Source organism: Streptomyces sp. B15 (assembly GCF_018070605.1).
GTDB classification, from domain to species: Bacteria; Actinomycetota; Actinomycetes; order Streptomycetales; family Streptomycetaceae; genus Streptomyces; species Streptomyces smyrnaeus.
In genome coordinates this window covers 1-18,191 of record NZ_JAGPXJ010000048.1, presented here as the reverse complement: position 1 = coordinate 18,191, position 18,191 = coordinate 1, and the positions used below count along the sequence as shown (strand labels likewise).

The 18,191-nt window shown below is 71.1% G+C and carries 34 protein-coding genes; 2 read left to right on the top strand and 32 right to left on the bottom strand.

Translation table 11 applies throughout. The features are described from left to right. Positions 1-3: 3 nt before the first annotated feature. The 31 genes from KBY19_RS21235 to KBY19_RS21090 form a co-directional block, all read right to left on the bottom strand. Complete coding sequence (locus KBY19_RS21235; protein WP_210966432.1) at positions 4-240, bottom strand: hypothetical protein; 237 nt, start codon at positions 238-240, stop codon at positions 4-6. After that, positions 237-479 carry a hypothetical protein gene (locus KBY19_RS21230; protein WP_210966431.1) on the bottom strand — a complete coding sequence of 81 codons (243 nt, stop codon included), beginning with the start codon at positions 477-479 and terminating at the stop codon, positions 237-239. The genes KBY19_RS21235 and KBY19_RS21230 overlap by 4 nt, the downstream gene beginning before the upstream one ends. Further along, positions 476-601 carry a hypothetical protein gene (locus KBY19_RS37280; RefSeq protein WP_282107104.1) on the bottom strand — a complete coding sequence of 42 codons (126 nt, stop codon included), beginning with the start codon at positions 599-601 and terminating at the stop codon, positions 476-478. Before KBY19_RS37280 ends, KBY19_RS21230 begins: the two co-directional genes overlap by 4 nt. Further along, the gene (locus KBY19_RS21225) at positions 598-1,662 is read right to left on the bottom strand and encodes a hypothetical protein (protein ID WP_210966430.1); all 1,065 of its coding nucleotides are present in this window, start codon (positions 1,660-1,662) and stop codon (positions 598-600) included. Before KBY19_RS21225 ends, KBY19_RS37280 begins: the two co-directional genes overlap by 4 nt. 41 nt (positions 1,663-1,703) lie before the next feature. Further along, complete coding sequence (locus KBY19_RS21220; protein ID WP_210966429.1) at positions 1,704-2,108, bottom strand: hypothetical protein; 405 nt, start codon at positions 2,106-2,108, stop codon at positions 1,704-1,706. Beyond that, positions 2,108-2,512 (bottom strand): hypothetical protein, encoded by a 405-nt coding sequence (locus KBY19_RS21215; protein WP_210966428.1) that lies wholly within the window; start codon positions 2,510-2,512, stop codon positions 2,108-2,110. Before KBY19_RS21215 ends, KBY19_RS21220 begins: the two co-directional genes overlap by 1 nt. Then, positions 2,496-2,735, bottom strand: a complete 240-nt coding sequence (locus KBY19_RS21210; protein ID WP_210966427.1) for a hypothetical protein — start codon at positions 2,733-2,735, stop codon at positions 2,496-2,498. The genes KBY19_RS21215 and KBY19_RS21210 overlap by 17 nt, the downstream gene beginning before the upstream one ends. Beyond that, a complete protein-coding gene (locus KBY19_RS21205; protein ID WP_210966426.1) occupies positions 2,732-3,379 on the bottom strand; it encodes a hypothetical protein in 648 nt (215 codons plus the stop codon). Before KBY19_RS21205 ends, KBY19_RS21210 begins: the two co-directional genes overlap by 4 nt. After that, a complete protein-coding gene (locus tag KBY19_RS21200; protein WP_210966425.1) occupies positions 3,376-4,119 on the bottom strand; it encodes a hypothetical protein in 744 nt (247 codons plus the stop codon). The genes KBY19_RS21205 and KBY19_RS21200 overlap by 4 nt, the downstream gene beginning before the upstream one ends. Then, positions 4,116-4,475 carry a hypothetical protein gene (locus tag KBY19_RS21195; protein ID WP_210966424.1) on the bottom strand — a complete coding sequence of 120 codons (360 nt, stop codon included), beginning with the start codon at positions 4,473-4,475 and terminating at the stop codon, positions 4,116-4,118. The genes KBY19_RS21200 and KBY19_RS21195 overlap by 4 nt, the downstream gene beginning before the upstream one ends. Continuing rightward, positions 4,472-4,918, bottom strand: a complete 447-nt coding sequence (locus KBY19_RS21190; protein WP_210966423.1) for a hypothetical protein — start codon at positions 4,916-4,918, stop codon at positions 4,472-4,474. Before KBY19_RS21190 ends, KBY19_RS21195 begins: the two co-directional genes overlap by 4 nt. Positions 4,919-4,941: 23 nt before the next feature. After that, positions 4,942-5,610 carry a hypothetical protein gene (locus KBY19_RS21185; RefSeq protein WP_210966422.1) on the bottom strand — a complete coding sequence of 223 codons (669 nt, stop codon included), beginning with the start codon at positions 5,608-5,610 and terminating at the stop codon, positions 4,942-4,944. Further along, positions 5,610-5,930 carry a hypothetical protein gene (locus KBY19_RS21180; protein ID WP_210966421.1) on the bottom strand — a complete coding sequence of 107 codons (321 nt, stop codon included), beginning with the start codon at positions 5,928-5,930 and terminating at the stop codon, positions 5,610-5,612. The genes KBY19_RS21185 and KBY19_RS21180 overlap by 1 nt, the downstream gene beginning before the upstream one ends. Before the next feature lie 7 nt (positions 5,931-5,937). Then, positions 5,938-6,213 (bottom strand): hypothetical protein, encoded by a 276-nt coding sequence (locus KBY19_RS21175; RefSeq protein WP_210966420.1) that lies wholly within the window; start codon positions 6,211-6,213, stop codon positions 5,938-5,940. A 538-nt stretch (positions 6,214-6,751) separates the two neighbouring features. Continuing rightward, the gene (locus KBY19_RS21170; RefSeq protein WP_210966419.1) at positions 6,752-7,138 is read right to left on the bottom strand and encodes a hypothetical protein; all 387 of its coding nucleotides are present in this window, start codon (positions 7,136-7,138) and stop codon (positions 6,752-6,754) included. A gap of 1 nt (position 7,139) precedes the next feature. Continuing rightward, positions 7,140-7,718 (bottom strand): hypothetical protein, encoded by a 579-nt coding sequence (locus tag KBY19_RS21165; RefSeq protein WP_210966418.1) that lies wholly within the window; start codon positions 7,716-7,718, stop codon positions 7,140-7,142. After that, positions 7,718-7,963 (bottom strand): hypothetical protein, encoded by a 246-nt coding sequence (locus KBY19_RS21160; RefSeq protein ID WP_210966417.1) that lies wholly within the window; start codon positions 7,961-7,963, stop codon positions 7,718-7,720. The genes KBY19_RS21165 and KBY19_RS21160 overlap by 1 nt, the downstream gene beginning before the upstream one ends. Then, positions 7,960-8,379 (bottom strand): phiSA1p31-related protein, encoded by a 420-nt coding sequence (locus tag KBY19_RS21155; protein ID WP_210966416.1) that lies wholly within the window; start codon positions 8,377-8,379, stop codon positions 7,960-7,962. The genes KBY19_RS21160 and KBY19_RS21155 overlap by 4 nt, the downstream gene beginning before the upstream one ends. Next, a complete protein-coding gene (locus tag KBY19_RS21150) occupies positions 8,376-9,176 on the bottom strand; it encodes an exonuclease domain-containing protein (RefSeq protein WP_210966415.1) in 801 nt (266 codons plus the stop codon). Before KBY19_RS21150 ends, KBY19_RS21155 begins: the two co-directional genes overlap by 4 nt. Beyond that, positions 9,173-9,523: a hypothetical protein gene (locus KBY19_RS21145; protein WP_210966414.1), complete on the bottom strand. Its 351-nt coding sequence runs from the start codon at positions 9,521-9,523 to the stop codon at positions 9,173-9,175. Before KBY19_RS21145 ends, KBY19_RS21150 begins: the two co-directional genes overlap by 4 nt. Next, entirely contained in the window at positions 9,523-10,581 is a 1,059-nt protein-coding gene (locus KBY19_RS21140) for a hypothetical protein (protein ID WP_247691236.1), read from the bottom strand. Before KBY19_RS21140 ends, KBY19_RS21145 begins: the two co-directional genes overlap by 1 nt. A gap of 18 nt (positions 10,582-10,599) precedes the next feature. After that, on the bottom strand, positions 10,600-11,433 hold the full coding sequence (locus KBY19_RS21135; RefSeq protein WP_210966413.1) for a hypothetical protein: 834 nt from the start codon (positions 11,431-11,433) through the stop codon (positions 10,600-10,602). Between the two features lie 211 nt (positions 11,434-11,644). After that, positions 11,645-11,863 (bottom strand): hypothetical protein, encoded by a 219-nt coding sequence (locus tag KBY19_RS21130; RefSeq protein WP_210966412.1) that lies wholly within the window; start codon positions 11,861-11,863, stop codon positions 11,645-11,647. Then, positions 11,860-12,057, bottom strand: coding sequence for a hypothetical protein (locus tag KBY19_RS21125; protein WP_210966411.1), 198 nt, complete (start codon positions 12,055-12,057; stop codon positions 11,860-11,862). Before KBY19_RS21125 ends, KBY19_RS21130 begins: the two co-directional genes overlap by 4 nt. Further along, entirely contained in the window at positions 12,054-12,407 is a 354-nt protein-coding gene (locus KBY19_RS21120; protein WP_210966410.1) for a hypothetical protein, read from the bottom strand. Before KBY19_RS21120 ends, KBY19_RS21125 begins: the two co-directional genes overlap by 4 nt. Then, positions 12,400-13,653 carry a hypothetical protein gene (locus tag KBY19_RS21115; RefSeq protein WP_210966409.1) on the bottom strand — a complete coding sequence of 418 codons (1,254 nt, stop codon included), beginning with the start codon at positions 13,651-13,653 and terminating at the stop codon, positions 12,400-12,402. The genes KBY19_RS21120 and KBY19_RS21115 overlap by 8 nt, the downstream gene beginning before the upstream one ends. Then, positions 13,650-14,081, bottom strand: a complete 432-nt coding sequence (locus KBY19_RS21110) for a hypothetical protein (RefSeq protein WP_210966408.1) — start codon at positions 14,079-14,081, stop codon at positions 13,650-13,652. The genes KBY19_RS21115 and KBY19_RS21110 overlap by 4 nt, the downstream gene beginning before the upstream one ends. Next, entirely contained in the window at positions 14,078-14,446 is a 369-nt protein-coding gene (locus KBY19_RS21105) for a hypothetical protein (protein ID WP_210966407.1), read from the bottom strand. The genes KBY19_RS21110 and KBY19_RS21105 overlap by 4 nt, the downstream gene beginning before the upstream one ends. After that, on the bottom strand, positions 14,439-14,795 hold the full coding sequence (locus KBY19_RS21100; RefSeq protein WP_210966406.1) for a hypothetical protein: 357 nt from the start codon (positions 14,793-14,795) through the stop codon (positions 14,439-14,441). Before KBY19_RS21100 ends, KBY19_RS21105 begins: the two co-directional genes overlap by 8 nt. 91 nt (positions 14,796-14,886) lie before the next feature. Then, positions 14,887-15,063, bottom strand: coding sequence for a hypothetical protein (locus KBY19_RS21095; protein WP_210966405.1), 177 nt, complete (start codon positions 15,061-15,063; stop codon positions 14,887-14,889). Further along, positions 15,060-15,287: a helix-turn-helix domain-containing protein gene (locus tag KBY19_RS21090; RefSeq protein ID WP_210966404.1), complete on the bottom strand. Its 228-nt coding sequence runs from the start codon at positions 15,285-15,287 to the stop codon at positions 15,060-15,062. Before KBY19_RS21090 ends, KBY19_RS21095 begins: the two co-directional genes overlap by 4 nt. A 234-nt stretch (positions 15,288-15,521) precedes the next feature. Between KBY19_RS21090 and KBY19_RS21085 the strand changes: the two genes are divergently transcribed. Together KBY19_RS21085 and KBY19_RS21080 are read left to right on the top strand one after the other, a co-directional pair. Further along, positions 15,522-15,992 carry a helix-turn-helix transcriptional regulator gene (locus KBY19_RS21085; RefSeq protein ID WP_210966403.1) on the top strand — a complete coding sequence of 157 codons (471 nt, stop codon included), beginning with the start codon at positions 15,522-15,524 and terminating at the stop codon, positions 15,990-15,992. Positions 15,993-16,007: 15 nt separating this feature from the next. Continuing rightward, on the top strand, positions 16,008-16,517 hold the full coding sequence (locus KBY19_RS21080) for a hypothetical protein (protein WP_210966402.1): 510 nt from the start codon (positions 16,008-16,010) through the stop codon (positions 16,515-16,517). Here KBY19_RS21080 and KBY19_RS21075 read toward each other — a convergent pair. Then, complete coding sequence (locus KBY19_RS21075; RefSeq protein ID WP_210966401.1) at positions 16,459-18,021, bottom strand: recombinase family protein; 1,563 nt, start codon at positions 18,019-18,021, stop codon at positions 16,459-16,461. The two genes, KBY19_RS21080 and KBY19_RS21075, sit on opposite strands and share 59 nt — an antisense overlap. Positions 18,022-18,191: the final 170 nt, after the last annotated feature.

The window sequence follows — 18,191 nt, the reverse complement described above, 5'->3', positions numbered from 1 at the left end:
TCGTTACGGGTGTTGCTCGTTTGCCGGGCTCTCCGGCTCGGCGGGAAGTGCGGCGCGTAGGACGTCGCCGATTTCGAGGAGGGCCTGCGCGACTGCCACGGTCGCGATGGCCTGGGCATGCGCTGAGCGGGCTGCGATCTCGTCGGCCCGCACGCGGCCGCTGGGGACCTCGTTGAGCTTCGCGGCGGCCTGGCCGAGGGTGCGTTCGGCGATAGTGCGGTAGGGGACGGGGGCGGTCATCGGTGGCTCCTCTGGGATGGTCCGTAGGGGGATTGCCAGGCGGGCCGGTCCGGGACGGTGGCGGCCTGGACGGCGCGGGCTGTGGCACGCGCGGTGTCGACCAGGCGGCGGAGGGCGGCGCCGGCCTGGCGGACGATCTCGCGGATCGCTCGCAGGATCGGAGCGAGGCGTTCCCGAAGGTGTGCGAACGCGTCACCGAGGGCGCGGACTTGGTCGGGAGTGAGTTGGCGGATCTTCACTGCTGCTCCTTGTCGGCTGGAGGCGGAGGGGCCAGGGCGTAGTCGTCCTGGGTGGCGTTCTCGGCCCGGCGTACTGCTTCGGCGAGGAGGCGGAGCGCAGCGGCGAGCTGGGCGGCGGTCACGGACGCTCCTCGATGGCGCGGGTCGTGTCGCAGGGCCAGGCCACGAGGCGCGCGGGCCAGGTGCCGTCGCCGCCCCAGCCGGAGCAGTGGCCGCAGATGTCGCTCGTGGTGAACTGTCGCCGCTGGTGCAGGTCGCGGGCGGCTGCGAGTTGGTTCTCCAAAGCGGCCGAGTCGCGGCGTGCCCGGTCACGCTCGGCGCGGAGTCGGGCGTTCTCAGCCTTGGCGGAGGCCAACGCCTCACCGAGCTGGGAAACCGCGTCCAGTGCGCGCGCACGCGCCTCAGCCTCAACGGCGCCGGGCGCCTGAGCGGTAGGGCAGCCGCAGCCCGCGTTGTGGGTCTCCGGCGTCGGGCAGTGCACCCCCGGGGCTACGTGCTCGACCCCGGCCAGGCACGCCGGACAGCTGATCAGGGCCCGGATGCGGTCGTACTTCTCCTCGGTCGTATGCCCGTCCCACCGGGCCCGGGCGTCGCCGTCCTGGACGCGCTGGGCGTGGTCGAACAGCGGGACATCGCGCGGGTGGATGTGCCACGAGAGCTGTCCCTGCGGGGTGTGGAGGAACAGCAGTTGCCAGCCGTCCTCGTCGATGTCGGGGGCGGGAGCGAGGACGGCGGGTACGAGGGCGGCGAGCCACGCGAGGAGCTGGGCGCGCTCGCGGTACGCGCCGTCGCGCTCCTCCTCGGCGCGCTGCCGAGCCTGGTGCGGGGTGAGGGCCCCGTACCCGACGCGCTGGAGGATGAACGCGAACCGTTCGGGGTCCTCGGCGACTTTGACCTCCATCTCGATGGGGGTCTCGGTGTAGTTCGGGGCGTTGCCGAGCATGGCCCGTGCGGCGCCGACCCAGTGGGCGACCAGGTCGCGGGCGGGCTCGATCTCCATGGTCATGCCGTTGCGGAAGTCCGCGGCACGCAGCCCGGTCTCGGCGAGCTGCTTCTGGACCCACCGCTCGCGCGCTTCCTCGTCGCGGCCGCCGAGTTCGGCCAGGAGCTCGTCCCTCTCGGCGTACAGTCGGTCGAGTTCGTCGTCGGTGATGGTGTCGGCGGTGTGCCGGGGCTCGGTCATCGGGTCGGCTCCTCGGTGGTGTCGGGGCGGGCAGCGGCGGCTCATGAGGCGAACAGGTCGAGCTGCTGGCCGCGGGCCTGCGCCCGGGCGTGCTCGGCGCGGTCGAGGGCCAGCCGCTCCTCGCGGCAGCAAGTGCACCAGCGCCAGAGGCTGACGGGTTGGCCGTCGCGGTCCAGGCGCCCCCACTCCTCCCACCACTCCTCGCCCGCAAGGGTGATGCCGGTGAGGATCGTGGCGCCGACGGTGGCGACGACCCAGCCGCGGAACCCGGTACGGCGGTGGCCGGGCTGCTCTCCTGGGAAGCCGTGCATCTGGACGGGGTCGCCGGACTTGTAGGGGCAGTGCTGTGGGATGGCGCGGCCGCTTGTCCAGGCGAACGCCTCGCGGAGGTGGGCGGGGATGTGGTCGGGAACCGGGTGCGGCGTGCGCGGCGGGGCGGCGGACATCAGGCGGCCTCGAGGGTGGCCGCGGCGGACTCCTCAGCCAGCAGCGCGTCGTCGCCGAGCGCAAGCTGACCGGCCGCCGCCAGCGCGGCCCGCCGCGTAGCCGCCGCCGTCTCCCGGTGGTGGTCTCGGTCGTAGTGCAGGTGGCAGCCCTGACACATCGCGCGCAGATTCTCGTCGCGGCAGTCTTCGGGCATGTGGTTGAGATGGGCGACGGTGAGCACCACACGCGACCCGGTTGCGTACGCAGCGCCGCCGTTGACGTTGGGGCAGCGGCCGACGTGGGTACCGCGCCCGCACTCGCCGAAGCACTCGCAGCGCCCGGCCGCGCGCTCCTGGCGGATGCGGCGGCTGATCGTGGGCCAGTCCTTCGGGTAGCGATCTCGGTTCTCAGGCCGAATGGGCATCGGTGGCCTCCGGTGAATTGGTCGGGCGATAGTCGTCCACGGCCGGGCCGTCGACGATCGGACGGACGTAGTCACCGCGCAGCAGACGACCGCGCGTCGCCGGCCGGGCGTAGCCCAGCAACGGCATCTCCGGCATGACCGGCTCCTCGTCGAGCAGCTCGGCGAGCTCCTCGTCCGACAGCCCGTCGAGGTACTCCTGGTCGACCCAGCCCAGATCCGTCACTGCGCCATCTCCTTCACAGCCGCCGCACGCGCCCGCACCTGATGCACCGACGCCCGCCGCTTCCCCCGCGGCGTCACACACGGCTGACGCACGCCCGCACGACACATCGGCTCCTCACACGGCACCGACAACTCCGGCGACCGCTCCGGCAAGCCAGCAGCACGCCGAAACTCCGGTGGCATGTACGGCCGCTCCTCGCCGCCCGGATCGCCCACGGCCGCGTTGACCTCGCGCGGCCCCTCGACGTCGCAGGCCACGGACCGGGCCGGGCCGCCAGTCAGTTGCCGTACGGGAGTGGGGGCCAGGCGGCCGTCGCCGATCGCGGCCAGCTGCGCGCGGCGCCGCTCAACGAACTCGATGGGGGTCTCCTCCGGATAAGCCGGCTGGTACGCCGCGATGGTGTCGCCGTGCCGCTCGGCGCGGATCTTCTTCCGGATGGTGCGCACGTGGTGCGGCTCAAGCCACAGGCGGCGCCCGTCCTCGGGAGGGGTGCCGTAGTAACGGGCCACCGCCGCGTACGCGTCCGCGTCGGCCGGCACATCGTGCAGCGCCTCAGCCCACGCCGCAGACGCGGCGACGCTCGGTTGCCGGTTGTCGAACGCGGCGGCACGGGCCAGCAGCTTCCCTGCCTCGATCTCGTTCACTGGCTCGCTCTCCGTTCCATCTCCTTGATCAGCTGCGCGTGTTCTTGGACGCGGGCGTCCGTGCCCGTCACCGGGGCCCCCGCGCCCCGGAGCGGCACCACCACACCGCCGCCGGTCTGTGGGGGTGGGTTTCGCTCGGCGGCCATCCACGTCACCCACAGCGGCCCGAAATCAACGGCCGTGGTGCCCTTCGCTTGGTGGTGGCGGATGAACTTCTCCGTGGCCTCCAGCGAGGCGGCCGGGCCGAGGCGGACGATGTCCTGCGCCGCGGTCTCCCGGTCAGGCACCGACGGCGTCCAGTCCCCGGGGATCGGCTCGGCCCGCGGCGCGTCCGGCTGCGACCTGGGAGCGGCGCCCGGGCCGGGTCCCTGGGGCCCCTGCTTGGTGCCGCGCTGCCGGCGCTTCTTCTCGGCCTCGCGCTTCTTCCGCGCCTCCACCTCCGACCGCGTCTGGTTGCCGGATCCGGGGGTGGCGTAGTCGTGCATGACGTAGTCGCCCTCGGGCGGTTGCGGGCACGAACCGCAGTCGTGGCCGTGCGCGTGCCACAGGCCGACCGCGACGAGCTTGCGGATCTGCACGGCGCTGCCGTACATCCGAGCCACAGACCCAGGCACCACGCCGTCGGTCAGATGCTGGGCGACGTAACTCCCGCAGCGCACCCACAGGCCCACGGCGGCGTTACTCGCAGCCATGATCTTGGGATGGGAGTGGGCGCGGTCATCGACGGCGAACCAGGTCATTGAGGCGCTCCTAGGGTGAGCTGCCCGTCGGGCACGGCGGGTGTCTTGCGGGTGGTGCGCGGCGTGCGTGGGGCTGCCGGGCCGGTGCATTGGTGGTCGATCACGTGGGGGTACGGGCATGGATCGCGGGCGCGGTGGCAGTCGGCCCACCGCAGATCCGGGCCGCCGCCGGCCGGGTAGCGGAGGCACCAGTCGAGGCGGTTGTCCTCGCGCAGCGCGGCGGCCTCCGGGGCGGGCATCGGGGCCGCGTCCGCGGTGACGTCCAGCGCGGCGCGGCGGCCGACGAGTTGCCGCAGGACGGGGGCGCCGCACCGGCATGTGGTGCGGCGCGCCCCGGCCTCTGTGCGGCTGGTCATCCGTGCTGTTCGACCCGAGTGCGGCGCTGGCGGTGGGCCTCGCGCTCCTGGTGCTGCCGGTACTCGCCCTCGGTGGGGCTGCTGGCGAGCGCGGAGGCGACAGCGTCCTCCGCGTCACGCGGGCCCGGGCCGATCTCGTCGAGCGTCTGGTCCATCTTGCGGCGCCGGTACATGCCGCGGGCGACCTGGCGCAGCTGGTCGGCCTGGTGGTCGTCGCGGGCGGCCTCGGCGCTCAACACCCGGAGCTTGACCTGGGCGGGCTTCTCCTCGCCCTCGGCGTGGCCGGTGTATGTGACCGAGCGGAGCTCCATGATGGCGACGACGGCGGTACCGGGGTGCTCGAAGAGTCCGCGGCGCTGCTCGTCGGTGAGGCTGGATTGCAGCAGTCCGGCGGCGGAGTCGAGCTTGATCTCGACTTCGGCGTCTTTGTCCAGCTTGGGCATAGGGCGGTCCTTCCGTGGCGGGTTCAGAGGGCGTTGGCTACGAGCTGGCCGAGGCGCATGGCGAAGCGCTGCCGGTCGGCGTCGGACATGTCGGGGTGGAACGCCATGTGCACCCGGACCAGCGGGGTGTCGTCTCCGTCGAGGCTGATGGCGTGGTCCTCGGGCTGCAGGCCGTCGGCGCCGAGGTCGACGGCCCAGCGGGAGACGTCGGCCGCCCCGCTGATCAGGTCGTGAACCTTCCGCTGTGCGGCGTTGTAGGCGTCGCCGTCATCGGCCTCGAAGGGCAGCAGCCCGGCCCACGTGACGCCATCGGCGTCGTTCGGCTGGCCGTCGACGTCCTGCCCGGCGTGCTGCGGCGCGAGGCTGTCGACCTCGGCGTCTTCCATCGCTTCGCCGACGCACATGAACTCGGGATCGGTGGTCAGTTCGTAGTGCTGTCGGGCGGCTTCGGTCCGCAGGTCCTCGTCGGTGTACGGCGTCTCGGTCGTGGTGTCGCTCATGGGGGGGGTGTCCTCTCTGGGCGGTACTGCGGCGGGCAGGGTGTCGAGGGCGTCACCGATGCGGTGCGCCAACTCGCGGCGGGCGTCGGCCAGCTCCGGGGCGGTCGGCTCGCAGGCGTCGGCCGCGACGATCAGCGACTCGACGACCTCAGCGACGTCACCCGGCCCAAGGCCGGTCAACTGGAGCGCCATCAGAGCCGGTCCGGGCGAACAGCCACATCGGCGGCGGCCACGGCCGCGAGGCACTCGGCCTCCGCTGCCACCGGGTCCGGGGCCGGACGGCGCTCGGAGCGGGCAACGTACCGGCGGTCGATGCCGTCGTGCGCCCAGTGCACGGCGATCTCCACGGCCTTGATCGCCTGGGACTCCTCGCGGGAGCCCGGCACCAGTGCGTGGATCAGGTGCGCCAGTTCACCGGCGGCTTCGCTGATCTGTGCCTTTATCGCGACGCGGTCGGCGTCGGTCTTCGGAGGGGTGAACCGGATTGCGATCTCGTTCGGGGTGATGGCCATGGGGAGGTCACTTCCTTCGGGATTCGTGGAATCGACGGCGGGCCGCGTCGCGGTCCGCGGCGGCCCTACGGATGTCGGGCAGGGGGCAGTCGTCGCGCATGTGCCGTTCGGCGCGGATGACGAGCTGCTGCACGGCCGAGGCGCCGATGGCGTCCTCGGCGGGGTGGCCGCAGCGACAGGAGAAGTCCGCCGAGGCGAGGTCGGTGTTGCGGTGATCGAAGCGGATCCGCAGGCCACTGCCCGGGCGTTCGCCGCCGATCGTCGGCGCGAGCCCCGACGTCACGACCGGCCCGCTTTCAGTCGCGAGCAGGTCCCGCAATACGGCTTACCGTCCGAGGTGTACCGGCGGTGCTCAGCGGCCGCATGACCGCGCCTACAGGCATCACCCTGCGTCTGCCGCCCCATGACGGCGTGGAGCATGGCCCGGGTGCGGGTGCGTGCCACGTCGTCGTCGATGTGCTCCGGGGCGACACAGCCCGGGACGTCACAAGCAGGTCGGCAATACCCCTGCGGCTCACGTGAATGAGAGAGCCCGAAGGCCACCCGGTAGGCGCTCACCTTGCGACGCCGGAAGCAGACAATCGGCACACCGCCAGCCCCGAGATAGCCGCGCCACCGCAAGTGCCCACCGTCCACCGGTTCCACGCGCGACCAGAACGCATCCTCCAGAGATGCCGCAGGCGCCTTCCCGGGACGGTGTTTGGGCAAGCCCAGCGCCCGTCGGGCGGCGGCGACGGCCTTGGCGTCCGTGTGCAGCTGCTCGGCGATACGGCGGTCTGACAGCCCCTCCCGCAGAAGCGCTGCTACGTCGCTGCGCACCTTCACCTCGTAACCCCCTTCGGCGGGGCGAGGCGCAGACCGAGAGTCGGCCAGTCCTGGGCGTGCGCGAGTGGGATGGGGTGAGTGGCCACGTCCGTCGGGTTGCTCGTGTCCGGGTACATCGGCGGCACGGTCACCGCGTCGCGCTCGGCGAGCTGGGCCTGCAGTCGATGGATCTCGGCCACAGCCTCGGAGAGCTGCGCGTCGAGCCGCTTGTTCCGTGCTTCGGCCGCCCGCCGATCTGCGATTGCGCCTGAGAGCTCCACTGCAGCCACGTCGAAATCGCGGGTCACTGTGGCCAGTCGCTGGGCCAGGTCGTCGCGCTCGGTTTGGAGGTGCCTGAGCTGATGCCGGAGGGTGGCGCGAGAAGCGAGCTTGTGACTGCCCATGTCACTGCCTCTCGATGTCGGGCCAGTCGACTTTCGACAGCCGCTGGCGCTGGGCAGGAGGAAGAGGGAAGAGCGGGCTGCCGTAGTGGTCGTGGCCGGCGGCGCGCAGCCACCACGCGTCGCACTGGTCGCCGCCCGGGTCGCCCGGGAACTGCACTCCGGCGGCGAGGTACGCGGCGTCGGCCAACTGCGCCTTCTCGGCCCGGCCGTGGTCGCAGGCGAACGCCTTGAGCGTGGCCGGGACGACCGTCGCGTACGGCACCTCGGCGGCCAGCAGCTCGGCGCGGACCACGCCGTGCACCATCGCGGTGACCCCGGCGCCCATCGCGTGGCGGGGGAGGTCCTCGACCACGGCCAGGTGCGGCCGGTGGGTGGCGAGGTCGTGGCGGATGCTGCCGCGGATGTGCAGCAGACGCCGGTCGCCGTCCTTCGCACGGGTGCGGATGCGGTAGGTGGTGCCGTCGGGCAGCGCCACCCCAGTGCTGGTGAGGGACAGATCGAGGCCGATGACCCGCAGCCCGAGCACCGGGCCGGGCTCGGCGTGGGTAGAAGGAGTGACCAGTCCGGGGATCGTGGTCATCACTGATCACCCGCCGTCGTGGTCAAGCACGTCAGACAGGTGTGCGACCCATCCGCGTGCAGCGCCGACAGCCGATGCGCCGAACACTCCCGGCACCACGCCATCTCGCACGGCTCGTCCCTGCACACCTCACGGTCAGCCGGCACCGCCGACACCCGCGGCGGCGTCAGGCGCAGCGCCCACACGATCGCCACCACCGCCAGCAGCAGCACCAGCGCGAACCACGGCAACGTCTCGCCCGTCACGGCCGACCACCGCCCACCGGGAGCAGCGGACCCCGCACCGCGTGCAGCATGTCCAGCGGCTCCCATGACGCGGCGCCCGTCACCGGCCGCATCATCGGCGCACCGGACGACAGACGTCCCGTCCACCGCCACCGGTGCCCGTCCGGCGTCTGCCAGTCCAGCGCCAGATCCCAGGAGCGGCCCGTCCCGTCGGTCCACACCCGCCGCTCGATGTCGAGGTGCCCGTGCCGGGCCCGCATCGCCGTGTGGTCGCACGGGCCGGGCCCGTGGTCGGCGTCGAGCTTGTCGGCGATCTGCCGCAGCCACGCGGCGGCGGTCGCGTCGCACACCGAGTCGTCGGAGCCGATCGCGGTGACCATGTCGGGGCCGATGGTCAGGTGCAGCAGGTGCCCGCAGCCGGGCCGTTGCATGGTCATGAGGTCGCCTCCCAGGGGCGCAGCGGCCACGAGCCGTCGACAACGGCCTCGGGGTCCGACTTCCTGAAATGGGCCTGGAGTCCGGCCGCCTGCTCGGCGGCCCACGTGACCTGAGCGGTGTGCAGCGCAAACAGATCGAGGTCCCGCAGAGCCTGGAACCCGGGCTTACGGACCCGCTTGATCCGCTCCGGCCACTCCTCCCGCTCCATATGCGCGAGCTGACCGATCCGGTAGATCACCCGCGCCGAGACCAGCGCGTCGTACTCGCAGCCGTGCGCGGACTCGTCGTCCCATGGCAGGTCGTAGGTCTGCGCGCACGTTTTGAGGACGCGGGGGCCCTGTGTCTCGGAGACCCGCTTGCGGAACGGGTCGACCTGCTTGTCGAGGATCATCGAGTCGAGCACCGGGCGGATCACGTCGGTGCCCTCGAACCGGTCGACCAGCGGCACCACGCCATGGCGGCGGCACTCCCGGTCCAGGACGGTGAAGTCGTAGCTCAAGTTGTGGCCGACGATCGGTGTGCCGAAAGCGATGGAACCGAACAGGTGCGAGGCGATCTCGCCGACCACTTCGTCCGCGGGGCGGCCCTTCGCGCGGGCCTCCTCGGTGGTGATGCCGTGGATCTTCGCGGCCTCGTCCGGGATCTCGACGCCGGGGTCGGCGAGCCAGGAGCGCGGCTCGGTGCCCTGTCCGCCGCCCAGGCCGATGACGGTGCCGGTGACGATGCGGGCCTCGGTCGGGTCCGCGCTGGTGGTCTCAAGGTCGAAGGCCGTCATACGGCCGAGGTGCCAGCTCACGGGCCAGTCACCCCCGGGCGCTTGTCGGCCCGCCGCGTCTGCCAACCGACGCCGGCCGCAACCTCGGACGCGTCCAGCCCCAGCAGCGAATCGAGCTGCCGCTGCTGGTCACGCACCAGCCGGGACAGCCCCGCGGCCTCAGCACGCCACCGTGCAGTGCCACGCAGCGCCCGGTCGAGCCGGACCCAAGCCCGGTTACGTTCCTGCGTCCGCGCGTCGGCGATGTCAGCCGCCTTGCGTGCGCCCGCCTCAGCGGCGTCCAGACGGCGGGCGAGCTGCTCGCGGCTGGCCTGCGCCTCTTCCAACGCGGCCTGCAGGCGGGCGATCTCGCGACGATGACCCCACATCAGCGGACACCCCCGCCCGGTTGCGCCACCTCAGGCCAGCCACCTGACGGGTGAGCCATGGGCGGCTCGCTGCCGCTCTCCTCGATCACCTCGGCCGGGTAGGCGCCGTCCTCGTCCGGCCCGGCTTCGTCCATCTCGCCCATGTCACCGGTGCGGGGATCGATGCCGTTGGCGACGTCCTCGGCGATCTGGCCGAGCTGCCGGGACAGGTCGTCCGAGCCGTCCCGCGCGACGTGCCCGGCCCGGTTCGCCCGATGCCACACCTGCTGTACCGCCTCGCGGGTGCGGCATTGCCGCGCCTCGGCGAGGTAGTCCGGCCTCCCACCGGAGCCTGCCTCCAACTCGGGCCGGTCACCGCCGGGTGCAGCGCCGAGCGCGGCCGCCGTCGACATCGGGCCGGAGAGCGCCTGACGGAGCTGCGGCACCGACGGCACCACCATGACCACGGGGAAGTTCTTCGTTACCCCGCCCGCCTTACGGGTCCGCTGCTCGATCCACATCCGCACCGGCATGAAGCTCTTGCCGTCGGTGGCCTGCAGCACGGTGTCGACCACACCGGCCATCACATCGGCCGCGTAGTACGAGTGCGTCTCCAGCCGCCACACACCGACATCCGGCAGGTCCGGCAACATCACGTTGATGCGAGTCGTCGGTCGGCACACCTCGTCCGGGTCGCGCAGGTACCAGTCCTCTCCGAACTCGGCCAGGCACAGGCACGGGCGCCGGGTGAGTTGCTCGGTCTGGCCGTCGCAGCGGCGGGCGCAGCCGCCGCCCGACCACATCTCGTACGACTGGCTGAGCGGGTCTCCGGTGGGGAGGACGGCGCGCAGCTCGCTGGTACGCGTGACGACGCGCCACTGCGCGACACGTTGGCCCTGCGGCGTCCACTCCTCGACGTCGCCGCCGTACAGCGCGGCGGCGGCCTCGATGTACGGGCGGGAGTGCGACGTCAGAATGAACGTCGACGAGCGGGCAGGGCGGGTCTTGCCGTTCTTCGACGGCTCGGTCGTGCCGGTGCGGATGCGGCCCAGCTCGGCCGCCTGCCGCTTCAAGGTCATGATCCGGGAGCCCATAGATCAGGCTGCCTTTCGCGTGTCGGACCCCGGCGCCCACGGCGGCAGGATCGTCGGAAGAGAAGAGGGGGAGGGCGCGGCGTGCAGGTAGCGGGCAGTCGCCAGCGCCCCGAGGAACCCGCGGAACTGCTCACGGCCGGACGGCACTTCGATCAGCCGATGGCTGCGAGGCCGCAGATTCAGCAGCGCCGTGCGGTGCACCCGCGGCGCGGGCTCGCTCGTGTCGTCCGGCAACAGCCACTCCGGGGCGTGCCGCAGCGCCGCGAGCTGCAGAGGCTGCTCGTCGTAGACGGTCGTGGAAGGCTTCCAGGCCGACGTCTTGTAGTCGATCAGCCAGAGCTGCCACGTGCCGCCCGGGCCGGTCGGCAGCCACAGCCACACGTCACCGGTCCCGGCGTAGCCCCGCCGGCGGTGGAGCACGGTGGTCTCCACCGCTTCGACGTGCCGATCGAAGTCGACCCGCCACAGCCGGAAGAACTTCGCGAGCTGGATCGCGTACGGCTCGACCTGGGGGTCCGCCGGGTACGGGGCGCCGATCACGATGGCATGCGCCCGGTGGTGCACCCGCGTCCCGAGGTCCTTGGCCCGATCGCTGACCCCGGAGGGCAAGGCGACCAGCTCTTTGCGGAGCGCGGTCGGTTCGGTACGAGCCCGCCGGGCGGTGGCGATCGGGTCGGCGATCACGTGATCTGCGACGAGCCCGGCACCCCATGGCACCAGGGCCGGTTTGTGGATGCTGTTGAGCGCGTTGGTGACGGAGATCAGATCCGGGCCCCCGGCGGGGTCGGTGTAATACCGGCCCCGCTCGGTTGACTTCGCATGCTTCGGGTCGGTCACCGCTCACCGCCCCGAGCCGTACCCGTGCGGCCCTGACGGGCACCGCCGAAGAACAAGGCGACCTTGTCTCTGCGAGCGCGCATGCGCGTCTTGATCTGCTCCTGTGTCGGGGCAGTCCACGGGTGCCAACCGGCCGCCGCGGTCCAGCGCTGCGCGTGGGAGCGCTGGTCGACGCCGCAGTGCTGGCAGCCGGATGGAGTGGGGATACCCATCAGCGCGCACCGCCCTTGGCCAGCGCCACACCGACCCGGAAGTCGGCGGCTGCCTCTTCCAACACGCGGGCGTGCTCGGCAGCGGCCTCCGGTGAGGTGGGCGTCAGCCGCGGCAGCAGCTGGGCCACCGTCGGGTGCGTCTCGTACCGGCCGCCGAAAGCGCCGGTGGGCAGTTCTTCGGCGAGGGTCTCCCGGCTCGGGGCGTCAACGGCGGTCACTGCCGCTCACCTCCCGGCGTCCAGTCGGGATAGTCGGCGTCCGTGCTGACCCGCTCCGGGTGAGTGACCAGGACCATGTCGAGGACGTAGGCCCGCCGGTCGGACTCGCTATGGGTGCGTTCGGCGGCCGCGCGGAGAGTGGCGCAGTCCTCAGCGACGGTGTGACGGGGCGGGGTGGGTGCGGCGGAGCTCACTGGCCCTCACCCCGCTTACGCCGGGACCGCTCGATGGAGTCCTGCCGGTTGGCCTCCCGGCACGCCGCGCACGGCTGCTCCTTGCGGTACCAGTGCTGCTTGTAGCCCCGCACCGTGCCGTGCGCGATCGGCTTGAGCGCGGCCGGGCGCCGCACCGGGCTGTGCGCCAGCTCGGCCTGCTGCACGCGGTGCGCGTCCAGGCACTCCTGGCAGGGCGTCTCGCCGTGGCGCCGGTGCCTGCGGTAGCCGGAGTCCGTACCGCAGGCGGCGCGTGCGCCGGGGCCCTTGGCGGGGCGCAGCCCGAGGTCGTTGATGAGCTGGTCGAGTTCGGCGTCGGTGAGGTCAGCCACGGCCCTCACCCGCCTCGGCAGCGGACGCCGTGGGGCAGGTCCCGCCGGGCGCGTGGGTCTCGGCGCGGCCGTCGGGGCAGGCGCATCCGGCGCAGTGCGGGCACCAGGCCGAGGGCGGCTCGCCGCACGCCTTGCAGGCGTCGGAGTCGTCGACCACGACGTGCGCCCCGCTCCGCCCGGCGTCCGCGCGCTGCCGGGCCACAAGCTCCTGCATCGGCGACGGTGCGAGGAGACTGCGGAGCTTGGCGGCGGACTGCTCGGCGGCGTCCGGGCCGGGAGCGGTGAGCTGCCCCCGGTCAGCGTCAGCCGCAGCCCGCGCGGTGCCACACACTCCCTCGACGGCCCGCAGCAACTCCTCCAACTGAGGCCCATCCATGCGGTAGTAGTCGAGCGCCACCGCACACAGGTCCGACAGGAAGTCCGACAGGTCATCCCCGTTGAGCCACGCCGCCCACGGCAGGCCGTACCACTCCCCGCCACGAACCGCCGTCGGCTGACCCTGCCCCGCCTCATAGGCGGCGGCCCGGGCCCTCAGCCACTCGGCGACCTTCGGCCCGGACGAGCCGAGGAACACGTGCGCCTCGTCGGCCGCTTCCCGCAGCAGGTCTGCACGCAACCACGGCGTCAGCCACCCCGCGACCTTCGCGCGGGCCTCCCGGTCGAGCTGGAGTGCGACGGGCCGGCCGTCCTCGGCGACGGCGCCGATCGTCAGGACCGGCTCCTCTTCGGGGGCGGATTCCATGGCGACGTCGAACCGGTCGACGAGCAGCGGTTCGCGGGTGGACTCGCCCTCGCGGGTGTCCTTCCCTGCCTCGTCCCGCTCGGCGTCGTCGGCCTGTTTGTCCAGGACGATGGCCCCGCCGTACAACACCTGCTTGTGATGGACCTGTCCGGCGTCCGGCAGGCCGTCGGCCTCGCGGCGCATACGGTCCGCGGCCTCCCACAGCACGGTGGCGCGGGACGGGCGGGCCTCCAGCTCGGCGATGCGCTCCTGCTGCTGACGCAGGCGCTCGACCTCCGCTTCGGCGTCGAGCAGACGGCGCAGGACCGGCGCCATCCGCTCACCCAGCCAGCTCGTGAGGTTGGCGCAGTAGAGGTCTTCCCGGGGCTCGTGCTGGTGCTCGCGCCGGTCGCGGACTGCCTCGGCGAGCGCGAGCACGAGCCCCGGGGATGCTGGCGTGCCAGGGCCCAGCAGGGTGGTCAGCCCTGAGCGTTGCTCGGCCGTCAGGCCATCGTGGGTGCTCACTCGTCGGCCCCCTCGTCGTACTCGGAAGCGGCCTCCAGCGGCGTCACGACGTAACCCGTCGCGCACTCCTCGCCGCCGACCCAAACGGTCAGCTCGAAGACGCCGTCCTCTTCGTCCTCACTCCAGGAGAAGGAGGGCTTCTCGAACGCGGCCCACGCGCGGCGCTCCTCGGCCTCGCAATGGGCCCGGGCAGCCTTCACGTTGGTGTAGAGGCCCATCACGATCGAGTCGTGCTCGGCCCGGTAGATGGTCCGGGGCGCGGCGGCCAGCTCGGCGGCCTTCTCGGGCGTCATGATCAGCCCGGCGTCGTGCAACCGCTCGGCCATCTCGTCAGCCAGCCGGTACGGCTCACGGACGACGACGGACGAGCCCAGCGCGACCGCGTGGAGGACCTTTGCCACGGTGCGGATCTCGTGCTCGGCGCTCACGCGGCAGCACCACCCTCGCGACGCTGACCCGGCACCGGACGCGGCTGCGCTACCCGCTGCAGCACCTCAGCCAGCCGCAGCACCTGCCCGCCGTCCAACGCCATCCGCGTCGGCCCCGCCGCCACCAGATCCGCGACCAGCGACTCCATGTGCAACTCGCTCGGCAACCGCACCGTGTGAGGGTCCGACGGCTGCGCTTCCGCCAGCTCCTCGAACCGGTCGAAAAACTCCGGGGACAGCAGCAGCTCAAGCACGTCCTGCACCGCCGACGTCATGAACGCCTCGACGTCCAACGTCGCGCCGACCGGCGTCGACTCCACGTAGATCCGGTGCGGCCCGGAGGCCGCCCACTCACGCTCAGACATGCGCAGGCACCCCCCGCCGCACATCGATCAGCACGTCGTCACCGTCGACGGCGACCACATGCACGCGGATGTCGACCGTCGACCCGTCGGCTCGCTCCGGCGTCTTCGTGCGGAGGGTGACCATCACCGCGCCGTCACCGGAGGAGACGGCCGGGGGGATGTCGCCGCCGAGCTTGTACATCCACTCGCTCAGCGCGTAGACGTCGACCACGGTCACGTGGACGGCGTCCGGACGCGGCGTCAGCGTCGATGCGGGCAGGGCCAGGTACTCGATGGCGGTCTCGACGGCGAGCCGGTTGTCCGCCGTCGCGCGGCAGTCACGCCGCTGTTCGATAGGCTGAGCGCTCATCGGCTCTCGCCTCACTTTCTGGATTGGTGTGGTGCGGGCCGTACGAGGTCGCTCCGGATGCCGGTCCGGGCGGCCTCGGCCCGTTTTGGAGTCAGGCAGCCTCAGCGGCCTCGTGCGAGGGCGCGGCCGGCGTGCGGTGGGGGCGGGCGAAGATCGGACGCAACAGGTCGAGGACGTCGGCCGGAGGTGCCGGCGCGGCCTCGACGTCAGCGCGGATCTGCTCGATCACGGTGTCGCCGAGGAGGGCCCGACGCTGCTCGCGGGTCATGAGGCGAGCTCCACGGGATGGATCTCCTCGATCAGGTCATCGATGTCGAGGCCATAGGTGCGGCACAGGCGCAGCAGCGAAATCACGCCAGGCTGAGACTGGCCGCGCACGATGCGGCTGACGCTGGACTCCGGTACTCCGCTGCGCTGTGCAATTGCATAACCAGTGGTGTCGCCGAGCTTCTCGGCGGCCGACAGGAGAGTGCGGACGCGCAGGCGGTACATGAGTCACCTCCGTTCTTGCTGGCTAGCGAGCTATCTGCCTCACAAGCAAGTACGTTACGGGCTAAGTAGCTTGCGAGCAAGCAAGCTAGCGCCCGAGAAAAGTCACGGTTCGGTTACGCGCACACGTTCGATAGGGGTGCAACCACTGGAGTGGCGCATAAGGGCTGTGACCAGCCATCTTGCTCCCTAGCAAGCACTGGCTAGTGGCTTGAGCGCTCGCTAACCTGACTCGACATGCCAGCAGACGAGCCCACCCCCACACCCGCGCAGCGGTTCGCCGCGATCATCGCCCCCGCTGCACGCAAAGCCGGATACGACATCGACAGCGAACGCGGCGGCGGACGCGCCGCACTCGCCCGCGACACCGGCATGACCGCCAGCAGCGTCGGTCGCATGCTCAACGGCAAAAGCCTCCCGCACCCCCGCTTCTACGAAGCACTCGCCCGGTGCGTGAACCTCTCCGTGCGCGACCTACTCGTTGAAGCTGAGATCATTTCCCCCCAAGCCCTAACGCAACCTCAGTCGTCGCGCGTAGCATCACCAATCACCCCCGAGAGGGCAGCGGACGAGCTGGGCTTCTCAGACCCAATCGACCGTGAGCTGTTTCTCGGCATGGTCGCCCGCATGCGAGCCCGCCGGGCGGCAGGCCGCAATGGCGACACCGAGAACGGGGGAGGCGGGGAGAGCACAGCAATGGACGGCTAGCACCGGGGGCGGTACATGGTTCTCGCGAAGATCGGAGCGACACTCGGCATCTGCGGGGGCGCGATCACCCTGGCGTACGCAACAGCTACCGGAGAGATAGCCACCGCTATCGCGGGCGGTACAACAGCCGTCGCCGCGCTTCTCGTACTCGGCCTCGTCTACGTGCGCGGCTGGGTCTGCGACACCACCGCAGCCAGGGCACGCTACGACCAAGTCAGCACGAAGCTCGAAGACGAGCGACGGCGATATGTCGCGTTCCAGGCCAGTCTGCAAGCAGAGCGCGACCGCGTCCGCGCCGAGATCGCTGCCAGCCGTGCCGCCCTCAGTGAGCAACTCCGCATAGAGCGCGACCGGCTGGAGCAAGAATTCGAGGACCAGCGCGGCGAACTCATGCGCACCAGCTTCGAGGCCGGCGTCGACTTCACCGAGCGCGGCTTGCTCGATCCTGCCGCGCCTGGTGCCCAAGTCATCCGTCTACCGGACCGCTCGCCGCATCCGGAGACTGCTTCGCGGCCGGCGCCCTGAGGACTCGGCGTCGTTTGAAGCCCGGCTCACCGACGAACGACAACTGAATGCGGCCTGGTTCAATACGGCGCACCCCGCGGACCCTGGCCTTGAACAGCCTCACCGTCACCACCGCCCGTACTACCGCGCGACGTTGGGCCATCGTCAGATTCTCCCACCGGTCCTCGATATCCGGCTGCCCCAGCAACCCCTTCACGACCGGCGGAGCCGTCGCCACCGCCGTCACCGCCCGCGCTTCCTCAATCTGCGGCAACAGCCTCCCCTCGATGTCCACCAGGGAGGAGATGGACAGCCGCGGATTCCCCTGCGCGTCGAGCTCCCCCGCCTTGGACCGCGCATCCGCCAGCTGCCGTTCCAGCACCTCCATGCGCGCTTTGGCAGCAGAGGCCCTCTTCTGCTGCGCATCGTCCCGGAATGCATCGGCAGCCTCAGGCTTGGATAGCCACTCGATCAGGGCCTCTTCGACGTACGCATCCAGCAGCGCCTCACGCATCACGGTGTCGTGGCGCTCGCTGCATTCGTACGCCATGGCCCCGCGGGACGGCTGCGCTTTCAGATGCGGCTCGTCCCCGTCGCCTGCGGCACCGCATTCCCCGCACAGCGCGATCCAAGAAAGCCAATGCGTCACCGCGTTGTCGTTCGACTTCCGACGCTCCGGGTCATCCAGGATCCTCTGCACCGCCCAGAAAACGTCCTCGTCGACCAGCGCCTTCCACGTCGCATCGCCGACGATCTCGCCTCGGTGGACGCGCTTCCCGATGTACGCCGGGTTCCGGAGCATGTCGCGGACGTGGTGCATCTCCCACCGCCGCCCGGGCTCCCGCTCACCACAGGACCGCAGGTCCATCATGACGCTGTACGGCGCCTCTCCGGCCGCGACCCGATCGAAGACGTCGGCGACGACCCGAGCGCGCTCAGGGTGGCCGTACTGGTCGACCAGATCGCCGGTGTCCGGGTCGTACCGACGGGCGTACCCCCACGGGCACTTGCCGTGTGGCGCGCCCTTCTTCGCTTGCAAGCGGCTGGTGCGCATGTTGCGTTCGCGGATGCCTTCGGCCTCATCCTCGGCTGCGATGGCGTCCTGCGCGGTGGCCTTCCGGTCCTCACGCTTGCTGAGGTCGTAGACCTGGCCGTTGTAGCAGAGCAGGACGTTGTTCGCCATGCATGCGTTGCGGAGCCTGATGTATGCCTCGATGTCCCTGTAGTAGCGGGATGCCTCGAAGGCTACGACGATCTTCCCTCGGCCGGCCTCGATGGCGTCGATCAGCGCCTCGAAGTCCCGGCGTTTCCGCTTCGCGTGGCGGCTCGCGCTTCGGTCGATGTCCTGGTCGAAGACCTCGGCGATCGGCCAGTTGTAGTCGTCGCACATTTCGCGGCCGGTGCTGATCTGGTCAGCGACGGAGCGGCCCTTCTTCTTCGGGTCGCGTGAGGCGCGGCCATAGAGGAGCGCGTCGAAAGTGACGCTGGGGAAGACCATGTGCAGGTACTCGGGCGCGATGGGCATGCCCTGACGCTAACTCAACCCACTTATCTGAGGAAGATTGGCGACCGACAATCTTGTTTAGAGAGATGGGTTACAGTCAGATACCCACCTTGCACACGCGCAACATGTAGCGCTCTGACCAGAAGGTTTCTAATTCTGCTGCCTCTGCAGCAGGTCATCGAGCAGCCGAA